Source organism: Spiroplasma endosymbiont of Agriotes lineatus (assembly GCF_964019485.1).
In the GTDB taxonomy this organism is placed as follows: Bacteria; Bacillota_I; Bacilli_A; order Mycoplasmatales; family Nriv7; genus Nriv7.
In genome coordinates this window covers 1,029,664-1,055,241 of the sequence record NZ_OZ026448.1, presented here as the reverse complement: position 1 = coordinate 1,055,241, position 25,578 = coordinate 1,029,664, and the positions used below count along the sequence as shown (strand labels likewise).

The window sequence follows — 25,578 nt, the reverse complement described above, 5'->3', positions numbered from 1 at the left end:
TAGGACATTTTTTATGTAGACCGCCATTTTCTAAATTCAACGGGTGTTAAATAATTTAAGCTGCCGTGAATTCGAATATTGTTGTATCAATTAACAAAATCAAATAGTTCGCATTTTAATTGTGTTAAATTTTCAAATTTTTTATCCTTAATAAATTCCGTTTTAAAGGTTTTGTAAGTTTTTTCAGCCACAGCATTATCACAAGAACAACCTTTATTGCTTAATGATCTTTTAATATTAAAGATTATTAAAATTTCATCAATGATTTTATTTTTGAACTCATTACCACACACAATCGGTATGAAATAAAGTTATTTGCTTTAATAGTCGTGTTATTTTATGAAAAGCTTGTTGAACTAGTTCAGCGGTTTTGTTTGCCCCAGCACTATATCCAATTATTTCGCGATTAAACAAGTCAATTAATAAACAAATATAATGTCATTTTCCTCCAACTTGCACATATGTTAAATCACTAACAACAACTTCATTAAGTTTTTTGTCATTAAATTCATGATTTAAAACATTACTAATTTGGGCATTATTAGTTGTTGTTTTGTGATTACGATATTTTAATTTGGTTTATTTAGAAACCAAATTATTTTTGATCATAATGCATTTGATTTTTCGTCGCGATAAGATGATATCTTTTCTTATTAAAACAGCTTTAATTTTACGGGCCCCATAAATTTTGTGACTTTTTATTAAACGCACTGATAACTTCTTGTTCATAATTATTAACTTGCTTGTTAGTGCATTTATTAGTTTGATAATAATACGTTGATTTTGATAAACTCAAAATCTTACATATTTTCCTCACTGAATATTTGTTTTTGTTGTTATTAATTATTGTTATTTTTTGGCCATTATCAGTGCGGCTTGCTTTAAAATGTCATTTTCCATTTTTAAGTCTTTAAGTTCTTTTCGTAAAGTTATTATTTCATTTTCTTCTAGTGTGCGATTGTCTTTTGCTTTAAATGAACCAGAATTATCGAATGATTTTATTCAATTATAAATAGAAGATTTTGAAATACCATATTCATTAATAATTTCAATAATGCTTTTCCCGTTTTGATAAAGCATGAAAATTTATTTTTTAAATTCATCTGTATCTGTATATGAATTTTTGCCTATTTTTATATTCCTACTTTCTTAATAATTTTATTTTATTTGAAAGTCCACATAAATATGGTCCAACTTATTGTAACCTATCCATATTATATATTTAAGAGCATTAACACTATTTTCTAATATGACATTAGCAATTTTTAATTTGTCATTCTCTATTTCTAATTCTTGTTTTTTAGTTCATTTTTCCATTTTTTTACCTACCTTTAATTACAATAAATAAGGCAATAAGTACACAAGTAACGCCAAGAATGGTAAAAATTGGGTGTTGCGAAAACGTTCAGGCCATTGGTTTAAATAATTCTAAAATTGTTAAATTACTAGTAATAAATCTTTGGAAATTGGCAAGGCCTTCTCTAATATAATTTGTTAAAGTTTCAAAATGACTACCAGCTAATAATCCAAGAACAGTTATTAAGATAAAAATAATAATTAGTTTAAACATTGTTAGTTACCTTGCTTTGTTTTTTTAGCTTTTCCTCATGCACTTAAACGCCCCTTATTTTTAACCGCGTATTGGCGTTGTTTTTCTAAATTAACTTGTTGACTTGACTACCAAATCCAAGAATAATTGCCATAAGAAATTCTACAGCCAGTGTTAAGAATAAAGGAAATATTAATTGAATTTTCGTTCCTGGTACTTCTAAACTTCAAATTAAGTCAAGACCTTATAAAGCATTTGGGCGAGAAAGTCGGCCATTTTTGCAAGATTTTCCATTTTTTATTATTCCTTTTCTTTCATTTTTCTTAAAAATTTGCTAAATTTATCCATTTTTAATTATTCTAAGTCTTCTAAATCAATTGCGGTGTCAGTATAGTATTTATCTTCAGAATCAGGATTTACTTTTGAATTTAAGTAATCTCTTAAAAACACCAGATAAAAAGAATTGTAAGTGTTAAGTATTGGTAGAGGGATTTTTAGTTTAAAAAAATAAATATCAATTTCAGGAATATCACGGTATTTAATACGGACGCATAAAGTAGTTTTGTTATGCAGGAAAAGGTTTAAATAATTTTTAATGACAAGCAACGACAATTTAATTATTATTTTATTTGGAAAATAAATAATAAAACAAAATATTTAATATCAACAAACAAAATCTCAATAAAAGGTTATAAAAACTAAGGAAAACGCTTATAAAAATAACATTAAAATAAGTTTTTACAACAAAAATCATACATAAGAAATATATACTTAATTTGAATATTGAAATAATTTATAGTAAATGATTATTTTTTCTTTTTTAAAAAATACCTAAAAAAACTAAACGCGACCTTTAAAATACGACAACCCTTTTTACTATTTTTAGCATTAATTAAGGTGTTTCGTCAGCGTTCATATTCTTCAATGCTCGTAAAGGTACCATAGATGACTTTTAAGTAGGGACGAAAAATATTAACGGGTTTTTTGCGAATGCCCACAATCACATTATTGGCAATATCACGAACTTTAACTCAAATATGTTTATCTCTTTGACCGCCGGCCAGCACAATATGACCAAAATGGCGTGCTAGAGTGAAATATTCTTGGATACCGGTTTCTTCGTTTTTGGTATTATTTTTTTCTCAATCAGTTCCTTCTAAAAATAAATTGGTTTCATCTCACAAAAGTAAGGTTTTGTCTGGCAATACCGGATAATCAAAATCTAATAATCCCATATGTTGTCCTAAACTTAATTTTTGGGTTTCTAGTAATGGGAAGGTTGATGCGATATGATATTTCTTCTTTTTTAGTAATTTTTGATGCGTATACTAGAAAAGCGGTTTTTCCAGTTCCTAATGAACCAATCACAATATTTAATGGTGAGTTTTTTAAGAAGTTAATAACTTTGTTAATTTGTGTTAAATTACTGATTTTAAAAAGGAAAATTAAAATACAACCTGCTAAAAATAAATAACTTACAATGTTTTTAAAATAACCGTTGTAAATGTATCAAATTGCTCCTCAATGTCATAAAATTAAAAATGAGGTGCGATTTAATTCAATAAAATGATTATTTTTTTCTATTATTCATTTGCAAAATTTCATCTTGCGCCTCACTTTATTTTTTTATTAGCGGGCTGCGGGCTGCGCCGAGTAATTTTTCAAACATTTTAAAGCAAATAAAGAATATTATCAAAATAAATGGAAAAATGAATATTTAATAGTCAGCAAAGAAGTTGTTGACTTGTGGCATATTAACAGTAATAATTTCTCACATTTTAGTAAATGCTGTTATAATCGCATTTCATAATTTAGTCATTGCGTCACTGGCTGTTATTTTTGTTACTGCTGGTGCTTCTGCTTCTGTTGCTAAGAAAGTTCTAAACATATAATCACCCCCCCTTTCTTTTTAAAACATTCATTATTTATATTCAAAGTTTTTCTTAAATTTGTTAAAACCACGGTTAACCTTAACACGATTGTATTTTTTCCTAATTAATTTTGAATTTCTTTGGGAATGCATCACAATGTAACTTCGCGACATTACTTTTATTTCTATCTAAATACCGATATGGTTTTTCAAAGTAGCATTTTAGAATAAATCACACCATAATTGCTGTTAATAATCAAAAAGCAATGTTTGCTATTAAAAGTCAAAGCGGTACTTCGGTTAATTTAATTTCTTTACCACCAGTAATGTTGGCCGGAATAGTTGTAATTTGAATAAATAAATCTCAGAAAGTTTGTTTAATTTGTTCTCAATTAAATTCTTTTAAGTTTATTGTCATTTTTTATCGCCCAAAAATCATTTTTATTGGTAAATACATAATTGAAATTAGTGTGAAAAGAAAAGTAATGGTAATAATTAATCCGGCAATAAAGGCAACTTGTGCAGGCATTTTTTCTATCGGGACAAATAGTTTTAAGAATTCCATAATAATTTCTTAAAACATTATTTTTTATTTTCATTATTTTCTTTTGAATTAAGAGCTTTAACTCATTTTTCAAAGCGGGCAAGGCAATAAATACTTTTTCGTTTTTTGTAAAATTACCAGTATTATTTTTAATAGCATTTTTATATTTAATTCGCATTTTTATTTTGACATATATTTTATAAGCAAAATATGCCAATAGCATGATCATGATGCTGATAATAATAAATATTAGTCTAATCGCAATATTCATTTTTAAACTTCTTTAAAATAGTTATAATTTATATCTTTTTTGTTGTTTTCTTTTTTGACAATGAAGAAGCTTAATAATTCTTGCCCCTTAATTAATTTGGTTTCATTTTCTTTTTGATTAATTGAGATTACTTGATATTTACTGTTTTTTATTGTTCCAATGCAAATTGAATTTTAATATTTTCCTTTATAAACAAATCGCTTTGGAAACCAAATACTGATTTGTTCATTAAATCACGGAATTTTTGGGGCTTTAATAAGCATTGCGTTTTGCGTTTCTTTTAAGAGATATTTTTTAGTACTTAAGAAAATGTTTTCAATGTTTTTCATAATAAATTACCCTTCTTATAGATAAACTAAGTTATATTTAACTAAGTTAGTTAACTTAGTTTTTTAAACACTTATATATCGCAGATTTAAGTGTTTAACAAGCTTTGTTATTAAATTTTGTTTTTTAATTAGATAAAGATTTTAATAATTTTAAACTTAGTATCTCCCTATATAGAAATTTCTACACTTTAATGTCGGCATCCTGCCCTTGGAACTAATTTAATAGCATGTATATTTTTAGGAAATCCACCCATTCATTTTTTTATTGCAAAACGAAACAAATTGCTATAGCTAATAGGGTGTTATCTATTAACTGGTAAACTTCTTTTGGTTATGGCGACCACCCACAATTTATCGTGCTTTAATACATACCAACATTATTAACTCACTTGTATTTAATTTTCAAAGAACAAATTTTTAACACCTTATAAAATAAAAAGACAATCATTGCTGACTGTCTTAATACTTATTCAAATGTTTTTTCCCGCCCAAAAAAACTTTATGCGCCCCCGCCCCCGCCATTAAATCAGCGCCTAAAGTAATAACATCATCTAAAACAAATTTTAAATTTGTTTTTAACTCACTATCAATGAGTAAATAACTCCAACAATATTTTTTCAACTAATAATTCAATTACCGAATTAAATTTAGATTTAACATTACTAACAACACATCGTTGAATTTTTAACAAAAATGGCTCAAGAACTTCTTCCATACAAGATAATAATTTATCAACATTAATATTACTAGACAATTGCTCATAAAATAATTTTTGATTTTCTTGATAAACACCTAAATTAATTAAACTATTACCAATATCAACTAATAACTTCATAAATATCCTCCTTTACTAATCTATTTTATTAATAATCTTAACAATTGGTAAAATAATTAAAGTTATAATCATAAGTTCTGGTAAATAATTTGTTGCTAATGCTAATCAACTAATATATTGCAACACATTAAGATCAGGAAAAAAACGCATCTCATAAAAAATAAATCATTGCTAAAGTTGCAAAATAATTAGTACTAATGACCAAAAATGATCAAATTGTAATTGTTAATCAATAACGAAATTCAGAAGGCAATACCAAAAATTTTAATACAACCCCAGAAACAATACCAACTAATAATCTTGGTACAATACTAAATAATGGATTTTGAAAAACTACCGCCAAAGGACCACCCATAACAAATGAAGCTAAAAAGAAACTTAATCCTAATAACAATCCTGAGATAACACCAACAATAAATGGTTGCCACTTTAAAATTTTAATTCAAATAATACTAATAATCATTACTACACAAGGAATTAATGTAATACTAATAACACTAATTTGAATATAAACTAAAAATGGTGTAAAAGTAAATAATAATAGTAAGGTAACACCACAACCACACCAAGAGCTAAATAACTAATTGCCTTAACATTTAGCATTTAAATCATTGTCCTGTAAAAATTTAATTACTTGCGTCGCAAGAAGACCCTTACCACTCAAATTGATTACTCTTGTGGTGTCATCAATTATGTTTCATTGTAAGATTAAAGCATTATTAAAATCAATAATTTGTAAAACATTTTCATATCATTCAATAATATTTAAATTATTATTAAATGCCTCTTCATACATCTCTAAATCTTCATTATTATTTAAACGATAAGCATCCATATGAATTAATTTAAATGATTGTTTTGGAATTACATACTCATTCATAATAACAAATGTTGGCGAATTAACTACCTCTGAAATTTGCAAAGCATTTGCTAAATATCTTGTAAATGTTGTTTTACCAGTTCCCAATGTTCCTTGTAACAAAATAAAACCAGGGCCAACATACTTAGCAATAACAGCCCCCAAAGCTTCTGTTTGTGCCTCATTATGAGTTATAAACTGTAAATTTACCACTTATTTTGATTCTCCTCCACTAATCACTAATAATATTTTTAACATCATTAAAACCATTAATCCGCGCTTCCGCAGCAAAATTATGGCCACTACTATTATATTTGCTAGCAACGCAGTATTAACAAAAGGACGCATAAAGTTTTGTTGGGCGGGGAAATATTTGAATAAGTAAGTATTAAGATAAGACAATCATTGTTGACTGTCTTATCTTAATACTTACTTATTCAAATATTTCCCCGCCCAACAAAACTTTATGCGTCCAAGCTGCGATATCAAAATCATTTTCAGTTAAAGTACTATCAATTTTTGTAAGTTCTTTAAAAACTTATGGTTTTAATGCATTTTTCACTTCAGTTAAATCAACTTTTAAAGGGGTTTTTAGCAATAATTTTTGTTGGTGATTAAATTGTGATACAATGCTGCTACTAATATCTATTTTTGGTTGTTCTATTGGTTTTGTTAATTTATTACTACAAGAAATAATTAAACTTGTTCCTATTACTATAAAATTAGTCATTCCTAAAATTGATAATAATTTTTTCATATCTTAAATAATTTCTTTGTAAAAATTAACAATTTCTGAACCAATAATTAATATTTTTTTCACCTTAATATTCCTTCTTTCCTTACTAATTAATTTAATATTTTAAAAGCAATTTCATTTTAACATAATATAAAGTGAAAAATTCTTTTTTTCTGGACATTATTAAATAATAAAATTTAATCATTATTAATTTATCATTTTAAGATTTTTAATTTTTTAATTAAGCATTTGATTTAAATATCGCGGTAGCAGCAACAACAATAATGTTTTATACTCTTAACCAATCACTTTTATTTAAACAAGCTCCTCTCTAAGATATAAATAAAAAATACAACTAAAAAAGTTGCATTAATTTTGATTTTTTTACATTTAAAGAATTTAAATTATAAACTATCTTTAAAATTAAATTAAAAAACTTTATCCTTTTTTAATATTTTTCTTGATTGTGCAAAACATCTGTGGTACAATACAAGATTGCTAATTTTTTTTTAAAAACCATTATACATATGACAAAATTTTGGTTTTTAAAAGCTTCCTGTTAATTAATAAATAAATATGAGCTCATTTATTTATTGCAAAAAATATAAGGTTAAATTAACACTTATTATTTTTAGTTATGCCTTGTATTTTTTTGTGCCTTGATAGTAGTAATAAACTAAGTTAATTAGTAAACAAAGTTTACTAACAAATTTTGTTAAACATAAATGTTTAAAAAAATAAATATTTAGCTTAGTTATCTAACTAAGCTAAATATAACTTAGTTTGATATAACTAAATATAATTTGTAAGGAGGGGGTGCGTATGTGAGAAATATTGAAAATATTTTTTTAAATACTAAAAAATATCTTTTAAAAGAAACACAAAATGCAATTCTTATTAAAGCATCAAAAATTCCGTGATTTAGTAATCCTATTGGTATTTTATTTTCAAAGCGATTTGTTTATAAAGGAAAATATGAAAATTCTATTTGTATTGGAATAATTAGAAATGGTGAGTATCAGTTGGTTTCAGTTAATAAAAAAGAGCAGGAGTCTAATTTGATTATAGGACAAGAATTGTTAAATTTTTTTATTGCCGAAAAAGAGAACGATAAAAAAGATGTAAGTTTTAATTATTTTAAAAATTAATTTTAAAGGTGTTTTAAGGTGCCTTAAGAATAAAGGTAAATAAAAAAACTCCGCAAACAAAACATCTTGGTTGATGTTTATAGTGGTGAAGCAGTGCGGAAAGCGCGGGATTGTACAATTAACTGTGTCTCTAAGTAATTAACTTAAATTCACTCTGTCCTCAAATTTTATCATTAAATGTGAAATTGCACTACCCCAATTTTGAATTGGGGTCGCGTTTAGTTTTCTTAGGTATTTTTTAAAAAAGAAAAAATAATCATTTACTATAAATTATTTCAATATGCAAATTAAGTATATATTTCTTATGTATGATTTTTGTTGTAAAAACTTATTTTAATGTTTTTTTATAAGTATTTTGCTTAGTTTTTTATATTTCTACTTTCTTATATAATTTTATTTTATTTTAAAAGTCCACATAAATATGGCCCAACTTATTATAACCTATCCAGTTAGTTTGTTGTTTTATTTTTTCATAAAATTCTAAAAATTGATTGTCTGTTAAAGTATTTATTAATTTCTTCAATTATTTTTTCCATATGTTATTTTCTCTTTTATATTAAAAATATACCTAATTTTAGGTATATTCAATAAATATCAAGAGTTTTCTACAAAATTAAAAAAGTTCTATGCTTTTTTAAATAAAAATAGCAGTAAAATTAGTTGTCTATTACTTTTAACAGCAAGTTGATATCAACTTGTTACTCATATTTATAAGTAATTCTTCAAAATATAATTTTATGACCATAATAAATTTTTATGCTATCACTTAAATTATGAAGTAATTAGTCGTAATTAATATATGTTATAATTTAATGGTGAAATATTATGGGGTGGTTCGAATGAATAAAAAATTAGCAAAAAAGAAAATTTTGCTATTAAGAAAGTTAATTAAGCAGTGAAATAATGAGTATTATTTAGAAAATAAACCATCAGTTAGTGATGAATACTATGATGCGAAGATGTTAAATTTACAACAATTAGAAAATGATTTTCCGCAGTTTTTAAGCAAAAATTCACCAACACAATCTGTTAGTGGTAAAGTAGCTTATGGTTTTAATAAAGTTCAGCATAATTATCCAATGTTAAGTTTAAATAATGCTTTTACCGAAGAAGATTTAATTAATTTTGATAATCAGATAAAATCTTTAACTGGTCAAGAAAGTATTGAATATCTTTGTGAATTAAAAATTGATGGTTTGTCAGTTTCGTTGCAGTATGATAATGGTTTTTTAATATCAGCAGCTACTAGAGGTGATGGTATTACTGGCGAAAATGTTACTGATAATGTTAAAACAATTGCTAATATCCCGCAAAAGATTAAATTAGTAAATAAGTTGTTAGTGCGTGGTGAAGTATTTTTAGCTAAAAGTGATTTTAATGATTTAAATGAATTGCGTTCTAAAGAAAAAATGCCATTATTTGCTAATCCGCGTAACGCTGCTGCTGGTAGTTTGCGCCAATTAGATGCAAAAATTACGGCAAGTCGTAATTTAAAAGTTTTTTTATATTATTATGTTAATGGTCAAGAAAATGGGATGAAAACCCAAGAAGAAGTTTTAGTGACATTAAAAAAATTAGGTTTTCCAATTAATAATGAATATCGTTTATGCAATAGTATTACTGAAGTATGAGAATATATAAAAGAATATGACCTTAAAAGAAAACAATTAGATTATGATACTGATGGCATTGTAATTAAAATTAATGATTTATCATCATATAATATTATTGGACAAACAAGTAAAAGTCCTAAATGAGCAATAGCATACAAATATGCTGGTATTGTGGTAACGACTAAATTACTAGATATCTTTGCATCAATCGGAAGAACGGGTAAAGTAACATATAATGCTAAACTAGAACCAGTAAATTTACAAGGAACAGTTGTTAGGGCAGCGACGTTGCATAATGCTGATTATATTATTAATCGCGATATTCGGATTGGTGATGTTGTATTAATTAAAAAAACTGGTGATATTATTCCTGAAGTTATTAATCCAGTTTTAAAGTTAAGAAAAGAAGGAAATGAACCTTGAAAATTAATTGAATATTGTCCAAATTGTAATAGTAAATTAGAAAATTCTGTTTTAGAAGTTGATCAGTATTGTATTAATATTAATTGTTCGCAAAGAATTGTTCGTTCATTAATACATTATTGTTCAAGAAGAGCAATGGGTGTTAGTGGTGTTAGTGAGAAAATAATTATTCGGTTGTATCAATTAGGTTGATTAAAAAAAGTTAGTGATTTATATTTATTGGAAAATCGGAAACAAGATATTATTACTTTAGATAATTTTGGTGAAAAATCATTTAATAATATGATTAAGGCAATTAATCGTTCAAAGATGAAGTCATTACAACATTTGTTATTTGGTTTAGGAATTCGTCATATTGGTGAGAAAACCGCTTTACAGTTAGCAAAACATTATGAAGATATTGATAATTTATTTAGAGCTAAAAGTGAGCAGTTAGAAATAATTTATGATATTGGTTCGGTCATTATTGAAAGTCTGATTGATTGGTTTTCGCATCAAGAAAATTTACAATTAATTAATGATTTAAAAATTTATGGTGTTAATATGAAATATTTTCCAATAGCAAATGATAATGAAAATAATCCTTTTTTTTCATAAAACGGTTGTGATTACCGGAACATTCGCAAAACCAGAAGTTATTATGTTGAAGAATTACAAAGATTAAATGCTAATATTACTAATAAAGTTAGTAAAAATACTGATTATTTATTAGTTGATAGTAATGCTGGCAATAAATTAGAAAATGCTAAAAAATTTAATTTTAAAATTTTAACAGTAGCAGAGTATGAACAATTAAAAGAAGGAGTGTAAGTAGTAGTGGAAAATATTACTTCGGAATTATTACGAGAAATTACTAATAATTTAATGCTAGAGTTGGAAGAAGAAGAGTATAAGTTATTAGCAGAAGAGTTTTATATTATTTTAGAACAAATGAAGTTAGTACAGACAATTGATGTGGAAGGTTATGAACCGATGCATTATCCATTTTTAAATTCACAACATTTATTACGCGAAGATGATAATATAATGATCAATGAACAATCATTTGTTTTACAAAATGCGTGAGAAGTAAAAGGTGATTATATTGTTATTAATAGGGTGGTTGAATAATGATGAAAATAACAATTGAATTATTACATCAACAATTATTACAAAATAAAACATCACCGATTAAAATTGTTCGTGATGCTATTGCTAAGGCAAAAAAATATGAACATTATAATGGTGTTGTTAAATTATTAGAAGAAGAAGCGATGGCCATTGCTAAGCATTTGGAATCAATGCCAATTCCTAAAGATAATTATTTATTTGCTATACCTTATGCGGTTAAAGATAATTTAGCAACTAAGAATATTGTAACTAGCGGGGGAACAAAAATTTTGGAAAATTTTGTGCCAACATTTGATAGTAAAGTAGTTAAAGATATTAATGATTATCAAGCTGTTAATATTGCTAAAACAACGCTTGATGAATTAGGAATGGGCGGCACCGGTTTGGATAGTTTTACGGGTTTTGTTTATAATCCATGAAATAAAAATTATATTACGGGGGGTAGTTCATCAGGAAGTGCGGCGTTGGTTGCTTTGGGTGTTGTTCCGTTTGCCTTGGCAAGTGATACGGGTGATTCAATTAGAAAACCAGCATCGTATACAGGGGTTGTTGGTATTAAACCGACTTATGGGCTTATTTCTCGCTATGGGTTATTTCCCTATGCACCGTCTTTAGATACCGTTGGTGTACTTGCTAATAATGTTCGCGATTGTGCAATTGTTATGGATGCGGCGGTTAAGTTTGATGCTAATGATTTGACTAGTCAGCAAGCAAAAGAAAAAGATTATTTACAAAACCTTAGTGCTGATATTAAAAAATATCGTTTGGCAACTATTAAGTCGGTTAATGATGGTTTGCGGCCATTAACTGGAGTTTTGTGGTCTTCGGTAATTAGTAAATTAAAAGAACAAGGTTTACTTATTGAGGATATTGATTTTCCCCTTGATTTATTAAAGGCATTATTACCAGTTTATATGGTTATTTCTTTTGCGGAAGCTACTAGTTCGCAAAGTAATTTAACAGCAATTAATTTTGGGAAACGAATTAGTAAAGATGATGATTCTTATCAAAATATTATGATTAAAAGTCGTAGTGTGTTGGGAAAGACAGTTAAAAGAAGATATGTTATTGGGGCATATGCCTTGGCACAAGCAAATCAACAGGAATTATTTTTGCAAGCAAAAAAGGTGCGACAAAAAATTGTTGATCATTTTGAAAAAATTTTTACTAATTATGATGGACTATTATTGCCGGCATCTGATGGTGATGCTCCGACAATTGAGAAAACTATTAATCATAAATTAGAGTTAAGTGATGTTAATAACTTAACAAATGATGCGTTGTTATTAGCTAATTTTTCGGGTGTGCCTTCAATTACAATTCCAATTGGTTTAGTAAATGAATTGCCATTTGGAATGACAATTAATTGTTTATCATTTGCTGATCAAAAGGCGTTAAATATTGCTTATGGAATTGAAAAAATTATTAACTTTGAAAATTCTTGTCATCATCGAAAGGAAAAATAAATAATGAAATTACAACCTGTTATTGGAATTGAAATTCATATTGAATTAAAAACAAAAACAAAGATATTTTCTAATAGTCCGGTAACATTTGCCAGTATTCCTAATAGTCAAGTAAATGAAATTGATTTAGGTTATCCGGGAAGTTTACCTTCTATTAATAAACAAGCAGTAGTATTAGCTATTAGAGCGTGTCAAGCGTTAAATATGACAATTAATCCAGTATTATCATTTGATCGTAAGAATTATTTTTATCCAGATTTACCTAAAGGATATCAAATAACGCAACAAAATAATCCGATTGGTAGTAATGGTAAATTAACGATTACTTCTAATAATGTGCAACAAGATATTTTGATTACGCGGCTGCATTTAGAAGAAGATACAGCCAAACAAATTCATTTGGATAATATTACTTTGTTAGATTATAATCGGGCTGGAATTGGTTTAATTGAGATTGTTAGTGAACCTGTTATTTATGATGTTGAGACGGCAATTAATTATATTGAAACATTGCGTAAGACATTATTACATTTAGGGGTTAGTAATGCTAAAATGAGTGAAGGTTCATTTCGTTGTGATATTAATATTTCTTTACGACCGATAGAAAGTAAGGAATTTTTTAAACGTGTGGAAGTTAAAAATTTAAATTCTTTAAATAATGTTAAAAGAGCTATTGAATTTGAAATTAAACGACAAACTGATTTAATTAATCAAGGAACACCTTTAAAGGGTAATGAGACACGAAGATTTGATGAAAAAACAAAAGCAACAATTTTAATGCGTTCTAAAGAATCAACGGTTGATTATAAGTATTTTCCAGAATCAAATATAGTTCCGATTATTTTAGAACAACATTGAATTGAAGATATTATTAATACTAGTCCAGAATCGTATCCACAAAAACAAATTCGTTATGTAGAAACATATGGTTTGCATATTAATGAAGTTAATGTTTTGTTACAAGATATTGAATTAACTAATTTTTTTGAAAAAACAATTGAAAATACTAAACATTATCGTTTGGTATTAAATATGCTTATTGGTGATATTGGTGCTTATTTAAAAAAAAAGATGGTTCTTTATTAGATACTCAGTTAACACCAATTAATTTAGCACAGATGATTAATATTTTAGAACGAAAGGAAATATCGCAAAGACAAGCGAAGATATTGTTATTACATTTACTAGAAAATAATATGTGTGTTGAACAGAGTATTAAACAACTTAACTTACAACAAATAAATGATGAAAAGATAATTAGGAGTTTAATTAAACCGTTTATTTTGGAAAACCTACAAATATTGAAAGATTATCATTCTCGCCCTGAGAGGGTGTTAAAGTTTTATATGGGGCACTTAATGAAAGCTACTAAGGGGCAAGTTAATCCTGAAATAGGACAAAGGATTATTGAAGAAATAATTTCTAAAAACATTAATAAATAATTAAGTTTACAAAAAAAATATTATGCTAGCAGGAATATTTGTTTTTTGATGAGACGGAGCAATATATTTTGCAATTAAATTTTAAAAATTAATTCGCTTGATTATTCAAAAAATTAAAGCAAAAAGAACCTTGAAAAACGAAATCAAACAAACTCATTAATTCTTTAAAAAAATATTGATGGAAAATTTTGCCTTACATTTTTATGATTATTATCTTTTTCATTCCATTTTTAAAATTGGAAATTAATGATTTGAAATTATTATATGAAAAATTTGAAGCATTAATTTCGCTTATGATACTAGGGTATTTAGATATATGCATGACAATAGCGGTAATTATAAATTGTAACATTGAGCGGATTATTAAAAAAATTAAAGAAAAAAGAACAATGAAAAATAAAATATTTTAAAAAGGAGTGATAAAAATGTTTATGAAAATATTTACCGTGTTAATTATTAGTTTCAATAACATTTTTACCATTCCCCAAAACATTAACAATGACAAAACAACAACACTGGATTGGCAACCCTTTTTAGGACAATTTTTATATAGACATTTGTTTTCTAAAAGTAACTGGAAATAAATAATTTAAACTGCCATGTATTCTAAGATTATTGTATCAATTAATGTAATCAAATAATTCAAGTTCTAATTGTGCAAGATCATTGAATTTTCTACCATTAATAAATTCTGTTTTAAAAACTTTATAAGTTGCTTTAGCAACTGCATTATCATAAGGACAACCTTTATTGCTTAATGATCTTTTAATGTTAAAGGTTATTAAAATTTCATCAATTATATTATTTTTAAACTCATTACCTCGGTCGGTATGAAATATTTCAATTTTTGATAATGGTCTAGTAATTCGCATAATAGCTCGATAAACCAACTCCGTATTTTTATTTGGTCCGGAACTATAACCAACAATCTCGCGATTATACAAATCAATTAGGAGACACACATAAAATCATTTAAAACCCACACTTTTATATAAGTTAAGTCACTAACGATAATTTCATTTATTTTTCTATTATTAAAGTCTCGGTTTACAATGTTATTTACTGGATCATTATTTACTTGAATATTTTTGCATTTAAGTCTTGTTTTTGTGTACTTTGATATCAAATTATTGTTTTTCATAATGTTTCTAATTTTGCGTCTAGATAGGTTAATACTTTTATGAACTAATACTACTTTGATTTTTCGGGCTCCATAGACTTGGCGGCTTTCGTTAAATGCACTGATAATTTCTTGATTATAATTATTCACTATTTTCCTTGTGTATTTATTAATTTGATAATAGTAATTGGATTTTGAAATATTTAATAGTTTATACATTTTTCTTATCGAATATTTTTTCTTATTGCTATTAATTATTTTTATTTTTTGGCCATTATCAGCGCGGCTTGCTTTAAAATGTCATTTTCCATTTTTAAGTCTTTAGGTTCTTTTCGTAAAGTTATTATTTCATTTTCTTCTAGTGTGCAATTGTCTTTTGCTTTAAATGAACCAGAATTATTATAATTTTTAACTCAACTATAAATAGTTGGTTTTGGTAAATTATATTCTTTCCCTAAATTAATAACACTTTTGCCATTTTTGTATAGCATGACAATTTGTTTTTTAAATTCTTCAGAGTATGAGGTTTTATTTCCCATTTTTATATTCCTTCTTTCTTAATAATTTCGAAGTCTATATAATTATGGTCCAACTTATTGTAGCCTATCCAATGTCATATAAATTTATAAAGCAACATTTTAATTTATTAAATGAATGAATAAAAAATTATGATACTTGAATTATTGAAATAAATTAACAAGAAAAAGAAGATGTCCCCAGTCCCCAGTTTTACCGTAGAACAAAAAAGAACATGAAGAGATGACAAGAAATTTCAATTAAGACAACAAATATATTCTTATAAACAAACTATACAAATATTAATGAATCGAGAAAATATTAAAAACTTATATATTAAAATTCAAAATTTAGAAAACACTCTAAAAAGTTTAGAAAATAGAACTAAAGAAATAGAAAATAAATTAAATACAAATGGATGTCTTAATAACATGATTGATAATATTCGAGATGGTGATGTATGTAGATGTAGCGGTAGCAATTGAAGCCATATTTGGTGGCGATGTCTTATAGCGAGCGGGTCCAATAGGAATTATTACGGCCGCTATTACTGGATTAATTAAAAATATAACATGTTATGTTAAAATAAAAAATTGTTATTGTAAAAGGATTCGGCGAAAGGAATTAAAAATATGAAAAAATTATTAAGTAGTGTAGTATTTTGGTAAAAATCGGTTAATTGGAACAAGTACAACAAGTTTAATTTCTTGTAAAAAATAAGAAAAATATTCAAACCAGTAATTTTAATTAATTACTGATTTTTATTTTGTCAAAATAGAAAGGAGAAAAAATTAAAATTTGCTTAGTTGTTTAAGGATATATTGTTTATTTTTTATTGTGGGGCTGTCCAAAATTCTGTGTCTCTAAGTGATTAACTTAAATTCATTTATATTTTCTAAAAAGTAATCTTTTGTAAGATTATTATTGGTTCAAACATTTAACTCTGTGCCTTGTGCTTTAATTGTTATTTTTTTGTTAATTACTCATTTATCATCTTCATTTTCTATTTTTGTTCCGTGTGTAGTTATTAATTGTCTAATTTCTTCTTGTTTGATCTGATTATTTTGAAATTTTTGTGTAAATAGGAAAGTAAAGTTGTTTAAATTTTTTAATTCTGGTAATTTTTCATTTAAACTGCTATTATCTTTTTTATATATTTGAACTCGTACAATTTTTGTATTTGAAATTCAAAACTCTACTTTTTCTAAATTTTTGATTTTAAAATCAAAAACTTTATTTTTTTGTTCTACTGATTCATTCGCTTTTTTAGAACAACCAACTATCGGCAATGCTGTTAGTCCTGAAAGAGTTATTATGTTTAAAATTTTCATTATTTTAACTCCTTTATTGTTCTATTTTTCAATATATATATATATATATATATTATACAAAAATTCGTAAAATCATTAGAAAAATAGCAAAACCGGTCGCGTTTAGTCTTCTTGAGTATTGCTTTGAATAAGTAAAACAATCAGCTAATTATATTATTTAATTACTAAAATAACCCTGCCTTTCTTGTTATTGTCATTTTTATCCATCATGATTTTATCATATTATTGAATTTTTACACAATAAAAAATTATTAATTTTATTAAATTTTCACTAATATTTTTACTTACTTAAATGTAATATATTTATTTGTATATACAATGTTGCCTTTGCTGATTCAACTATCATCATTTTTATTATTATATTTATTTCATAATGAATTTTTATATATTTCTTTTCTGATTTCTATTTCTGAATTAATATTTTCATTAATATAATGTAATACATTTAATTTGTTTAAATTTGCCATTCTTAAATGTAATAGGTTATTTAAATTCTTATGATTATATATTTTTGCTCCGTATCCTAATTGTTGTTTTACCAAATGTGATACATCACTTTCAATGCTACAACCAATATTTCATTCTAAATTTTGATTATGAATACCATATTTATTATTACTGAAATAATTACTAGCCTTCCTTAAATTTGTTTTAATATCTTTGTTTAATTCATTTTTAGCAACATTATGAATGGTTTTGATTAATTCTTGATGATTTCCATCCTTATATAATTTAATTCAACTATTTAGTGTTACTTTGCGACTTTCAAAAATAATATTAAATGTAGTTTGTTTTAATTTTTTAATAGCATGATAACCATCTAAAATATATCTAACATTAACAAAACTATTGGCAATTTCTCTAATTCAAGCATCGCCATCACCACAAACAATTATCCTGTCATAATTAATATTTACATAATGTTTTTGTAACTCTTTAATTAATAAATCACGATAATCCATTGTATTTATTCGTTTACCAACTTTTAACATTAGAAAATGACCTCGTTTGTTTTCTAATTTTCTACGAGCATTTTTGTATTTTTTTTCTTTATGTCCGGTATGAAAAGTAACTAAACGAATTCTTTGGTCTTGTTTAACTTTATGATCTAATGTCGCTAAAAATGTCTCATCTAGTTGAATATATAAATCCTTATTTTTGACATCAATTCTATTTTTAGTTTCTTTTTCTGCTAGTTGAAAATATTCAGCAATATCATATTTATTTAAAATACGCGAAATACTACCTTTTAAAATATAACAATGATTTAGAGCATCTAAAACATCGCGATACCGCTTGCCATCACCCGAAAGACTTAAAACTTTAAATTGGACATCAAAATAAATGCGTTGTTTAGACAATAAACCAATTTCTTTATCTAACAAACATACATATTCAAATTTACCTGATTTTTGATTTCAATATTTATATCGGCGTCGTTTAAAAGTAACATCACCAAAAATTGTAATAATTGTTCTTCAAACAAAATGAACTACTTTATAACCTTGTTTTAAGCGATAATGATATTTATATAAGTATTCATCTAATTTTTCATATTCATTAGCTAGTTGTTCACATTTATTGGTGTACATATTTTTATGGGTTGTAAATAAACTGAATCAATACTTGTTTTCTATGATTTTTAAATTATTTTTAATTTCTAACATAAAAAATTGCCTTTCTTGGTAGTAATTTTAACAAAGTTAAATTTCGTTAGTTTATTTTTCTGTTTTAATGATAATTTTTTTCTAGAATTAGTATTTAATATTTTTAAAAAATGATAGAAATTCTTATTTAATAAGTTATAATCAACTTGTATTAATTAGATTGTACAAATTTAAAAAAGGGTTGATTAATCAGTAAATTTTATTAATTAACAAAAATTCACGAAAAGGATTTGATTAATATGAAAAAATTACTTAGTTTATTAAGTACAATAACAATAGCAAGTGGTGGAATGGCCGGAATTGTTGCTAATAGTTCTTATCCAACGCAAAAACAACAAATTAAATCAGAAAACATAAATTATAAAAGACAAAAACGAAGCAATAATGAAAATAATAAAATAAATAGAACAAAAATTGTTATTAAAACAGGAGGGCATGTTTTTTCTTCGGGTGTGGTTTTCAACAATAAATTATATTTTGGTTCATGAGATAAAAATGTTTATGAGTATGATCCGACAACAGACCAACAAAAAATTGTTATTAAAGCAAATTCTGTAGTTCAATCTTCTGGTGTGGTTTTCAACAATAAATTATATTTTGGTTCACATGATAATAATGTGTATGAATATGATCCAGCAACAGGCCAACAAAAAATTGTTATTATAACAAATGGTACTGTCCCCTCTTCTGGTCTTATTTTTGATAATAAATTATATTTTGGTTCAGGAGATAGCAACGTTTATGAGTATGATCCTGCTACAGGACAACAAAAAATTGTTATTAAAGCAAATAAAAATAACTGAGTTCATTCTTCTGGCTTGGTTTTCAACAACAAAATATATTTTGGTTCACATGATAATAATGTGTATGAATATGATCCAGCAACAGGCCAACAAATGGTTATCATTACAACAAAGGGCGCGATTTTTGCTAGTGGAATTATTTTAAATAATAAATTGTATTTTGGTTCATTTGATCATAATGTTTATGAATATGATCCGACAACAGGCCAACAAAAAACTGTCATAAAAACAGAAGAAGGAATTTGATCTTCTGGTGTGATTTTCAACAATAAATTATATTTTGGTTCAATAGATCACAAAGTATATGAATATAATCCAGCAACAGGCCAACAAAAAGTTGTCATTACAACAAATGGAGAAATTAAATCTTCTGGTGTGGTTTTCAACAATAAATTATATTTTGGTTCAGGAGATCACAATGTTTATGAATATTCAGCAACAGGCCAACAAAAAATTGTTATTAGAACAAATAACTGAGTTGATTCTTCTGGTGTGGTTTTCAACAATAAATTATATATTGGTTCAGGAGATGGTAATGTTTATGAATATAGTAATTACTATAATTTAAGACAAATTAATAATAATTCTGATAATGCAATTTTAAATGAATTAAATTATTTGAATCCTGATTTAGATATAGCACAACTAGAAATTATTAATAAAACAAATAATTCAGTTATATTAAAAATAAAAGATAATTTAAATAATGATAATAATATAAAAATACATTATTCAATTGATAATCAACAAAATAAAATTATTAATTTAAATGAATTAATTAAAAAAGCATTATTTTTTAAATTTCGTGATGAAAACCCTAATTTAAAATTTAAGGAAATAAAAGATATTAATATTGATAACTTAATGTTTTCTGAGATTGAAATAACCAGCACTTCAGATTCGTTAAAATCGTTTGATGAAAAAAGTGTTTGTTTTAAACCAATTAATTTTCCTAATATCTCTTCAAATATACAAAAAATTAAAATACCATCATGTAGTTATGAAACTAAGGCAAAATATTTATTTCAAATTACAACAGGATTAAACATAAATAACTCAAAAAATATAGTTAATGGATGAAATTTAAATATTGATGACGAAATGATATTAACTGATTTTACAAGTTGAAATAAAAAAGCTTCTGAAATTAAAAATACATTATCACAGGATTTTGATTTGTCTAACATAAATAAACAAGAACAAGAATTAATTTTAAATCGCGATTTGTTGCATTCACCAGAACAAGAATTATCTGTGGGAAGAAAACAACGCCTTACAGCCGAATATGTAGTCAGACTACTTGTTATTAAAACTAATTTAAATTTAAAACAAAAAATTAATGGAACGATTACTGCTAAAATAATTGATGATAATAACGAAGAACAAACAATTACATTACCAATTAAAGAGACAATGCAAATATTACAAAAATATCGTTTATTGCCCAACGAAATTACTATTAACAAAGATAATAGCATTTCTTTTAATGGAAAAGCAATAATATCAAGAACAAGTGAAAGCGACCCCAAACCAATTTTTAATTTTCGTCCAATTTAATAAAAAATATTAAATTTATTACAAATAATTGGTCTGTTAACAACTTGTAAAAATAAGAAAAATATTCCAACCAGTAATTTTAATTACTGGTTTTTATTCTGACAAAATAGAAAGGAAAAATTAAAATGAAAAGTTGTTTAGTTGTTTAAGGGTCTTATCATCATAGAAAATTGCCTTTCTTGGGAGTAGTAATTTTAACAGTGTTTGAATTTAGTTATTAAGGATTTTCAATTTCAATTTCAAAATTGTTTGTATGTTCTAATACATAATTTATTGAATTGTTTTTTTCATCTTTGAAATCATTTAAGTTTGTACCTTGTGCTTTAATTCTTATTTTTTTATTAATTATTCAAAGTTTAAATAAATGATTATTAGGAAAGTTGGTTTTTTCTTGTCCGTGTGTATTTATTAGTTGTTTAATTTCTTTTTGTGTACTTTGATTATTTTCAAGTTTTTTTGTAAATTCGAAAGTAAAATTTCTTACATTTTTTAATTCTGATGGTAATTCTGCATTTATATTTACATTATTTCCCTTAAGAATGTTAACTTGTACAATATTATTTGAAGTTATTGAAAAGTAAAATCTTACTTTTTCTAAGTCTTTAATTTCAAAATCATAAACTTTGTTTTCGTTATATTTATTTTTTTGTTCTACTGATTCATTTGTTTTTTTAGAACAGCTGACTATTGGTAATATTGTTAATGTCGAAAGAGCTATTGTATTTAAAATTTTCATTATTTTAATTCCTTTATTACTTTATTTTTTCAATATATATTATACTACACGAAAATCCTTAATATCATTAGAAAAATGGCAAAACCAATTAAAAACCAAAAGGTATAGTAAAAGGCAGGTACCGTTTTAAAAACCGGAAAAATGGCAGTTGAAAAGTTAACTGTTGCTTTTGCAATAATTGCTAATGGTCGTAAAATGGTAATGATTTGTGATGCCGTCAATATTCAGTTAATCATTTTAATACCAGCATTCTGAATGGCACAACCAACATCGTTAAATGTGGGTATTCACCGTCCGGAATATTTGCAATTTGCTGGTGGAATTAAGTCGTCTCATTCACTGTTTTTTGAGCCACCAAGAATAAAGGCTGTGGAATTAAGGACATTAAAGTCATAGATTTTAAAATTGTAATTAGCAACATTTTTTTTATGGTACAAAGGAAAAGTTAAGGTAAAAATATTAATACCATAGCGAATATCGATGTCGGTGTTAAGATAATTAACACTATTAGCAGTCTTGTTAGTTGGTAAGGTAATGAGTTTGTTATAAGATTTAAGCACATTAAATTCAATTTGATAGATACTGTTATTATTTTTAATAGCATTAAAATTTTCCTGGTGCGTTTTTTTATCAAAAGTAAAAAAATAACTTCTTAGTAATAATTCTGATTCCCCTATAATATTTACTAAGTATTTTTTGGGATAAAAGGTGATTAATGAGCGATAAAAGAAACCAATTTGAATAAAGTAATCTTTGTTGTAATTATCTACACCCTTAAAATCAATTTTGGTATGAGTTTTTTCGTCCATATCAAAAGTTGCATAAAATAAACTAGCAAAGAAATTGCCAAGAATTTCATAGATTTCGTCAAAAACTTTTTTGTAATCATTATTGTTAATACTAGGAGTGTTGTTTTTAAAATAAAGGTAAATATCGCTCCTTAATTCAGGGTCATAGCGGAGAAAAACTAAATTTAACATTTAGATAATTTAGTGTCCCGAAAAGGTACTTAATTAGGTGATAATCATTAGCCTTTTTGGTGTCATATTTTCAGATTTCACTCTAGCCATGTAATAATTGTAAATAATTATTTCCAGCAATTAGGGTTTTGTTAAATGCCTTAATTTTAAGAACATTATCGTTGGTATCTTCTTGTTTCGAAATGACCATTTTAATCGTATTTGTTCCTTGCAATTGTGTACTTGTTTCAGTTGCAGTGAATTTAACGGTAAATGTTCTGTCAGCAACATTATCTGTTGTTAAATCAAAAGTAGCACTATCATTTAAGTAATTGTTGTCGTTATCTTTAATTTCTGTATTATAGTCGATACCTTCAATTGCATTATTTACACCAGTAAGATTATTAATTGTTTCATTAAGTCTTTTTTTAATTTTTTTTATAACTTCAATTTTGGTTGCATTTGTTGGGTCAATTATTTCTGAGTTTGATAAAATAGTTGAAGTTTTGTGATAAAAATAGCTTTCATCTTTAAAACCATGATTTTTAATGGTAAATTCTTTGTAGTAACCTTTTTCTAAGGTATCAATAAAATTAAATACTGGTGTTCAATAGAGATAAGAGTAATTAAATTTATCAAAATCACCACGATAAATCATTAAATAATCAAGATTATCAATAACATCACTATAGTTATGGTTACCATCATATTTAGTGGTTGTTGGTAATTCAATATCAGTACTGTTTTTTTCAATTTCAATTTTAAATTCATTGATATTTTCTAAAAAGTAATCTTTTGTAAGATTATTATTGGTTCAAACATTTAACTCTGTGCCTTGTGCTTTAATTGTTATTTTTTTGTTAATTACTCTACTCATTTATCATCTTCATTTTCTATTTTTGTTCCGTGTGTAGTTATTAATTGTCTAATTTCTTCTTGTTTGCTCTGATTATTTTGAAATTTTTGTGTAAATAGGAAGGTAAAGTTGTTTAAATTTTTTAATTCTGGTAATTTTTCATTTAAACTGCTATTATCTTTTTTATATATTTGAACTCGTACAATTTTTGTATTTGAAATTTAAAACTCTACTTTTTCTAAGTTTTTGATTTCAAAATTATAAATTTTATTACTTTCTCTTTTATTTCTAATTAGTGATTGTGTTATTATTTCGTCGTTATTAATGTTTTGGGGAATGGTAAAAATGTTATTGAAACTAATAATTATCGCGGTAAATATTTTCATAAACATTTTTATCACTCCTTTTTAAAATATTTTATTTTTCATTGTTCTTTAGGTTTTGATTTTTTTAATAAATCACTTAATGCTACAATTTATAATTACCGCTATTGTAATACATATATCTAAATACCCTAGTATCAGTATCATAAGTGAAATTAATGCTTCAAATTTTTCATATAATAATTTCAAATCATTAATTTCCAATTTTAAAAATTGAATGAAAAAGATAATAATCATAAAAATGTAAGGCAAAATTTTCCATCAATATTTTTTTAAAGAATTAATGAGTTTGTTTGATTTCATTTTTCAAAACTCTTTTTGCTTTAATTTTTTGAATAATAAAGCGGATTAATTTTTCAAATTTAAGTGCAAAATATATTGCTCCGCCTCATCAAAAAACAAATATTCCTGTCAGCATAATACCACTATTAAATTTGCCAAAGAAATCAACCATTTCTTTATTCACAAAATTATTAAATTCATTACTTGTTCCGGTTATTCATTTAGTATCAATTACTGTTAATGCACAAATTAATAAGCTTATAAAGATGAAAATGATACTTAACAATACTTTTAACCACTGCTTTTTAAAAGAATTTTTAATTTTTAATTTTAATGGCATTTTTTCTTTTGAATTATCTTTTTTAAATAATTTTGCTAAAAGTTTTTTCATTTTTATTCTCCTTTCGTGTTTAAAAATTTTTAATTTTTGGTTTTCAATTATTAAGTCTGATTTTTGATTAATATGAATAGTATTTCACTTTTCTAGTTCTAAAATTTCTTTATTTTTTTCCATTATTATGTATTTAAGAGTATTAACACTATTTTCTAATATGACATATGACATTAACAATTTTTAATTTGTCATTCTCTATTTCTAATTCTTGTTTTTTAGTTCATTTTTCCATTTTTTTACCTACCTTTAATTACAATAAATAAGGCAATAAGTATAAGTACACAAGTAACACCAAGAATGGTAAAAATTGGGTGTTGCGAAAATGTCCGGGCCATTGGTTTAAATAGTTCTAAAATTGTTAAATTGCTAGTAATAAACTTTTGGAAATTGGCAAGCCCTTCGCTAATATAGTTCGTTAAAGTTTCAAAATGACTACCTGCTAATAATCCAAGAACAGTTATTAAGATAAAAATAATAATTAGTTTAAACATTGTTAGTTACCTTGTTTGGTTTTTATTGGTTTTACTTGCTTTTTAACTTTTCCTCACGCACTTAAACGCCCCTTATTTTTAACAGCATATTGGCGTTGTTTTTCTAAATTAACTTGTAGACTACCAAATCCAAGAATAATTGCCATAAGAAATTCTACAGCCAGCGTTAAGAATAAAGGAAATATTAGTTGAATATTCGTTCCCGACACTTCTAAACTCCAAATTAAGTCAAAAACTTTATAAGGCATTTGATCCAGAAAGTCGGCCATTTTTGCGAGATTTTCCATT

At 25.5% G+C, this 25,578-nt stretch carries 30 protein-coding genes and 2 pseudogenes; 9 read left to right on the top strand and 23 right to left on the bottom strand.

Features of this window, described 5'->3' with window-relative positions; all coding sequences use genetic code 4:
* Positions 1 to 11: 11 nt before the first annotated feature.
* From AACK93_RS06875 to AACK93_RS06815, 13 genes and pseudogenes are all read right to left on the bottom strand, one after another.
* A pseudogene (locus AACK93_RS06875) lies at positions 12 to 1,080 on the bottom strand (IS3 family transposase).
* Between the two features lie 78 nt (positions 1,081 to 1,158).
* Positions 1,159 to 1,317, bottom strand: a complete 159-nt coding sequence (locus tag AACK93_RS06870; protein WP_339024296.1) for a hypothetical protein — start codon at positions 1,315 to 1,317, stop codon at positions 1,159 to 1,161.
* A 4-nt stretch (positions 1,318 to 1,321) separates the two neighbouring features.
* Positions 1,322 to 1,570: a hypothetical protein gene (locus AACK93_RS06865; protein WP_339024295.1), complete on the bottom strand. Its 249-nt coding sequence runs from the start codon at positions 1,568 to 1,570 to the stop codon at positions 1,322 to 1,324.
* 785 nt (positions 1,571 to 2,355) lie between these two features.
* Positions 2,356 to 2,784, bottom strand: coding sequence for a hypothetical protein (locus AACK93_RS06860; protein ID WP_339024294.1), 429 nt, complete (start codon positions 2,782 to 2,784; stop codon positions 2,356 to 2,358).
* A complete protein-coding gene (locus AACK93_RS06855) occupies positions 2,681 to 3,154 on the bottom strand; it encodes a hypothetical protein (protein WP_339024293.1) in 474 nt (157 codons plus the stop codon). Before AACK93_RS06855 ends, AACK93_RS06860 begins: the two co-directional genes overlap by 104 nt.
* Before the next feature lie 112 nt (positions 3,155 to 3,266).
* Positions 3,267 to 3,437, bottom strand: coding sequence for a hypothetical protein (locus AACK93_RS06850; protein ID WP_339024292.1), 171 nt, complete (start codon positions 3,435 to 3,437; stop codon positions 3,267 to 3,269).
* Between the two features lie 103 nt (positions 3,438 to 3,540).
* Entirely contained in the window at positions 3,541 to 3,837 is a 297-nt protein-coding gene (locus AACK93_RS06845; protein ID WP_339024291.1) for a hypothetical protein, read from the bottom strand.
* Positions 3,812 to 4,234, bottom strand: a complete 423-nt coding sequence (locus tag AACK93_RS06840) for a hypothetical protein (RefSeq protein ID WP_339024290.1) — start codon at positions 4,232 to 4,234, stop codon at positions 3,812 to 3,814. The genes AACK93_RS06845 and AACK93_RS06840 overlap by 26 nt, the downstream gene beginning before the upstream one ends.
* Positions 4,235 to 4,407: 173 nt before the next feature.
* Complete coding sequence (locus AACK93_RS06835; RefSeq protein WP_339024289.1) at positions 4,408 to 4,563, bottom strand: hypothetical protein; 156 nt, start codon at positions 4,561 to 4,563, stop codon at positions 4,408 to 4,410.
* 583 nt (positions 4,564 to 5,146) lie between these two features.
* The gene (locus AACK93_RS06830; protein WP_339024288.1) at positions 5,147 to 5,398 is read right to left on the bottom strand and encodes a type III pantothenate kinase; all 252 of its coding nucleotides are present in this window, start codon (positions 5,396 to 5,398) and stop codon (positions 5,147 to 5,149) included.
* Between the two features lie 127 nt (positions 5,399 to 5,525).
* The gene (locus AACK93_RS06825; protein ID WP_339024287.1) at positions 5,526 to 5,861 is read right to left on the bottom strand and encodes a hypothetical protein; all 336 of its coding nucleotides are present in this window, start codon (positions 5,859 to 5,861) and stop codon (positions 5,526 to 5,528) included.
* 126 nt (positions 5,862 to 5,987) lie between these two features.
* Complete coding sequence (gene tsaE / locus AACK93_RS06820) at positions 5,988 to 6,470, bottom strand: tRNA (adenosine(37)-N6)-threonylcarbamoyltransferase complex ATPase subunit type 1 TsaE (protein WP_339024286.1); 483 nt, start codon at positions 6,468 to 6,470, stop codon at positions 5,988 to 5,990.
* A 325-nt stretch (positions 6,471 to 6,795) separates the two neighbouring features.
* Entirely contained in the window at positions 6,796 to 7,014 is a 219-nt protein-coding gene (locus tag AACK93_RS06815) for a hypothetical protein (protein ID WP_339024285.1), read from the bottom strand.
* A gap of 803 nt (positions 7,015 to 7,817) precedes the next feature.
* Here AACK93_RS06815 and AACK93_RS06810 point away from each other — a divergent pair.
* The 8 genes from AACK93_RS06810 to AACK93_RS06775 all read left to right on the top strand — a co-directional run bounded on the left by AACK93_RS06810 (position 7,818) and on the right by AACK93_RS06775 (position 14,779).
* Positions 7,818 to 8,141 (top strand): hypothetical protein, encoded by a 324-nt coding sequence (locus tag AACK93_RS06810; protein WP_339024284.1) that lies wholly within the window; start codon positions 7,818 to 7,820, stop codon positions 8,139 to 8,141.
* Between the two features lie 839 nt (positions 8,142 to 8,980).
* Positions 8,981 to 10,774, top strand: a complete 1,794-nt coding sequence (ligA, locus tag AACK93_RS06805) for an NAD-dependent DNA ligase LigA (protein ID WP_339024283.1) — start codon at positions 8,981 to 8,983, stop codon at positions 10,772 to 10,774.
* Positions 10,775 to 10,795: 21 nt separating this feature from the next.
* On the top strand, positions 10,796 to 10,987 hold the full coding sequence (locus AACK93_RS06800; RefSeq protein WP_339025465.1) for a BRCT domain-containing protein: 192 nt from the start codon (positions 10,796 to 10,798) through the stop codon (positions 10,985 to 10,987).
* Positions 10,988 to 10,993: 6 nt separating this feature from the next.
* On the top strand, positions 10,994 to 11,287 hold the full coding sequence (locus AACK93_RS06795; protein WP_339024282.1) for an Asp-tRNA(Asn)/Glu-tRNA(Gln) amidotransferase subunit GatC: 294 nt from the start codon (positions 10,994 to 10,996) through the stop codon (positions 11,285 to 11,287).
* Between the two features lie 2 nt (positions 11,288 to 11,289).
* Positions 11,290 to 12,753, top strand: coding sequence for an amidase family protein (locus AACK93_RS06790; RefSeq protein ID WP_339024281.1), 1,464 nt, complete (start codon positions 11,290 to 11,292; stop codon positions 12,751 to 12,753).
* A 3-nt stretch (positions 12,754 to 12,756) separates the two neighbouring features.
* Positions 12,757 to 13,839, top strand: coding sequence for an Asp-tRNA(Asn)/Glu-tRNA(Gln) amidotransferase subunit GatB (gene gatB / locus AACK93_RS06785; RefSeq protein WP_339024280.1), 1,083 nt, complete (start codon positions 12,757 to 12,759; stop codon positions 13,837 to 13,839).
* Between the two features lie 32 nt (positions 13,840 to 13,871).
* Positions 13,872 to 14,195, top strand: coding sequence for a hypothetical protein (locus AACK93_RS06780; RefSeq protein WP_339024279.1), 324 nt, complete (start codon positions 13,872 to 13,874; stop codon positions 14,193 to 14,195).
* A 425-nt stretch (positions 14,196 to 14,620) separates the two neighbouring features.
* Positions 14,621 to 14,779, top strand: a complete 159-nt coding sequence (locus tag AACK93_RS06775; protein ID WP_339024278.1) for a hypothetical protein — start codon at positions 14,621 to 14,623, stop codon at positions 14,777 to 14,779.
* On the opposite strand, the pseudogene AACK93_RS06770 reads toward AACK93_RS06775, so the two are convergent.
* The 3 genes and pseudogenes from AACK93_RS06770 to AACK93_RS06760 all read right to left on the bottom strand — a co-directional run bounded on the left by AACK93_RS06770 (position 14,741) and on the right by AACK93_RS06760 (position 18,829).
* Positions 14,741 to 15,854: pseudogene (locus AACK93_RS06770) on the bottom strand (IS3 family transposase). The gene AACK93_RS06775 and the pseudogene AACK93_RS06770 sit on opposite strands and share 39 nt — an antisense overlap.
* 840 nt (positions 15,855 to 16,694) lie before the next feature.
* Positions 16,695 to 17,162, bottom strand: a complete 468-nt coding sequence (locus AACK93_RS06765) for a hypothetical protein (RefSeq protein ID WP_339024277.1) — start codon at positions 17,160 to 17,162, stop codon at positions 16,695 to 16,697.
* 284 nt (positions 17,163 to 17,446) lie between these two features.
* Positions 17,447 to 18,829, bottom strand: a complete 1,383-nt coding sequence (locus tag AACK93_RS06760) for an Mbov_0401 family ICE element transposase-like protein (RefSeq protein WP_339024276.1) — start codon at positions 18,827 to 18,829, stop codon at positions 17,447 to 17,449.
* Between the two features lie 239 nt (positions 18,830 to 19,068).
* Here AACK93_RS06760 and AACK93_RS06755 point away from each other — a divergent pair, with 239 nt between their 5' ends.
* Positions 19,069 to 21,189, top strand: a complete 2,121-nt coding sequence (locus tag AACK93_RS06755) for a PQQ-binding-like beta-propeller repeat protein (RefSeq protein ID WP_339024275.1) — start codon at positions 19,069 to 19,071, stop codon at positions 21,187 to 21,189.
* A 217-nt stretch (positions 21,190 to 21,406) separates the two neighbouring features.
* Here AACK93_RS06755 and AACK93_RS06750 read toward each other — a convergent pair whose 3' ends face one another.
* The 7 genes from AACK93_RS06750 to AACK93_RS06720 form a co-directional block, all read right to left on the bottom strand.
* Positions 21,407 to 21,925 (bottom strand): hypothetical protein, encoded by a 519-nt coding sequence (locus AACK93_RS06750; protein ID WP_339024274.1) that lies wholly within the window; start codon positions 21,923 to 21,925, stop codon positions 21,407 to 21,409.
* A gap of 44 nt (positions 21,926 to 21,969) precedes the next feature.
* On the bottom strand, positions 21,970 to 22,905 hold the full coding sequence (locus AACK93_RS06745; protein WP_339024273.1) for a hypothetical protein: 936 nt from the start codon (positions 22,903 to 22,905) through the stop codon (positions 21,970 to 21,972).
* Between the two features lie 82 nt (positions 22,906 to 22,987).
* Positions 22,988 to 23,761, bottom strand: coding sequence for a hypothetical protein (locus AACK93_RS06740; protein ID WP_339024272.1), 774 nt, complete (start codon positions 23,759 to 23,761; stop codon positions 22,988 to 22,990).
* Between the two features lie 200 nt (positions 23,762 to 23,961).
* Positions 23,962 to 24,132 (bottom strand): hypothetical protein, encoded by a 171-nt coding sequence (locus tag AACK93_RS06735; RefSeq protein WP_339024271.1) that lies wholly within the window; start codon positions 24,130 to 24,132, stop codon positions 23,962 to 23,964.
* A gap of 271 nt (positions 24,133 to 24,403) precedes the next feature.
* Positions 24,404 to 24,976 carry a hypothetical protein gene (locus tag AACK93_RS06730; protein ID WP_339024270.1) on the bottom strand — a complete coding sequence of 191 codons (573 nt, stop codon included), beginning with the start codon at positions 24,974 to 24,976 and terminating at the stop codon, positions 24,404 to 24,406.
* Between the two features lie 59 nt (positions 24,977 to 25,035).
* Positions 25,036 to 25,290, bottom strand: a complete 255-nt coding sequence (locus AACK93_RS06725) for a hypothetical protein (protein WP_339024269.1) — start codon at positions 25,288 to 25,290, stop codon at positions 25,036 to 25,038.
* 2 nt (positions 25,291 to 25,292) lie between these two features.
* Positions 25,293 to 25,577, bottom strand: a complete 285-nt coding sequence (locus tag AACK93_RS06720) for a hypothetical protein (RefSeq protein ID WP_339024268.1) — start codon at positions 25,575 to 25,577, stop codon at positions 25,293 to 25,295.
* Position 25,578: the final 1 nt, after the last annotated feature.